This is a genomic window from Oleiphilus sp. HI0080 (assembly GCF_001635135.1).
In genome coordinates, this window is record NZ_LWFU01000755.1 from 1 (window position 1) to 1,475 (window position 1,475).

Genomic DNA, 1,475 nt, shown 5'->3' on the forward strand with positions numbered 1-1,475 from the left:
AGCACCTGACCACGCTCAACATCATCACGCTTAGTACCACGAAGAAGAACACCGACGTTCTCACCCGCGCGACCTTCGTCAAGAAGCTTACGGAACATCTCAACACCAGTACACGTAGTCGTTTGAGTGTCGCGGATACCAACGATCTCGATCTCTTCGCCTACCTTGATGATACCACGCTCAACACGACCAGTTACTACCGTACCACGACCAGAGATAGAGAATACATCTTCTACTGGCATTAGGAATGGCTGATCGACTGCACGCTCTGGCTCTGGAATATACGTATCAAGTGCTTCAACAAGTTTCTTAACGGCTGTAGTACCTAGCTCGTTGTCATCTTCACCGTTCAATGCCATCAAAGCAGATCCAGGGATGATTGGCGTGTCGTCACCAGGGAATTCGTATTGATCTAGAAGCTCACGAAGCTCCATCTCAACCAACTCAAGCATTTCGTTGTATTCTTCAGTACCTGCACCACCACAGTCTTCAGCAAGAAGATCTGCCTTATTCAGGAACACAACGATGTATGGAACACCAACCTGGCGAGACAAAAGAATGTGCTCACGCGTCTGAGGCATCGGGCCGTCAGTTGCGCCACATACTAGAATCGCTCCATCCATTTGCGCCGCACCCGTGATCATGTTTTTCACGTAGTCCGCGTGCCCTGGACAGTCAACGTGCGCGTAGTGACGATCTGTTGAATCGTACTCTACGTGTGACGTTGCAATTGTAATACCACGCTCACGCTCTTCTGGAGCGTTGTCGATGTTCGCGAAGTCAACCTTCTCACCACCGAATACTTCAGCACATACGCGAGTAAGTGCTGCCGTTAATGTTGTTTTGCCGTGATCAACGTGCCCAATGGTTCCCACGTTAACGTGCGGCTTAACTCTTTCAAACTTTGCTTTTGCCATCCGAACATCTCCTTAAGAATCGCTCGATTAGTGACTATGCGCCAAAACGAGCGCAGACCACGCAAAACTATATCTGGAGCTCATAACCGGAATTGAACCGGTGACCTCTACCTTACCAAGGTAGTGCTCTACCGACTGAGCTATATGAGCGCTTGTTTAATACTTTATGGAGCGGGTAGCGGGAATCGAACCCGCGTCATCAGCTTGGAAGGCTGAGGTAATAGCCACTATACGATACCCGCCACAAAAAAAATTGGTGGAGGGGGGTGGATTCGAACCACCGAAGCTTACGCGTCAGATTTACAGTCTGATCCCTTTGGCCACTCGGGAACCCCTCCAAGCGAGAACCGTTAGACGACCCTCTATTACCTCAAAATAGAATGGAGCTGGTGGACGGAATCGAACCCCCGACCTACGCATTACAAGTGCGTTGCTCTACCGACTGAGCTACACCAGCTAAATCACCCTGATTTGAGAGGCCGCTATACTAAGGCAAAGGTTTTTCTGATGCAACCGTTTTACAAAAAAATTCTCGCATTTCGAGAGCGAGCCCCAAAT

1 protein-coding gene and 4 tRNA genes are annotated in these 1,475 nt (G+C 49.4%); all 5 read right to left on the minus strand.

From position 1 onward, the window contains the following. On the minus strand, positions 1-917 hold a 917-nt coding region (locus tag A3751_RS15825; RefSeq protein WP_068457834.1), incomplete at its 3' end, for an elongation factor Tu. Positions 918-991: 74 nt separating this feature from the next. Continuing rightward, positions 992-1,067: transfer RNA gene (locus A3751_RS15830), tRNA-Thr, on the minus strand. A gap of 17 nt (positions 1,068-1,084) precedes the next feature. Beyond that, positions 1,085-1,159 (minus strand) — tRNA-Gly (locus tag A3751_RS15835). A gap of 12 nt (positions 1,160-1,171) precedes the next feature. Next, positions 1,172-1,255 (minus strand) — tRNA-Tyr (locus tag A3751_RS15840). Between the two features lie 43 nt (positions 1,256-1,298). Then, positions 1,299-1,374, minus strand: a tRNA-Thr gene (locus A3751_RS15845). Positions 1,375-1,475 lie beyond the last annotated feature (101 nt).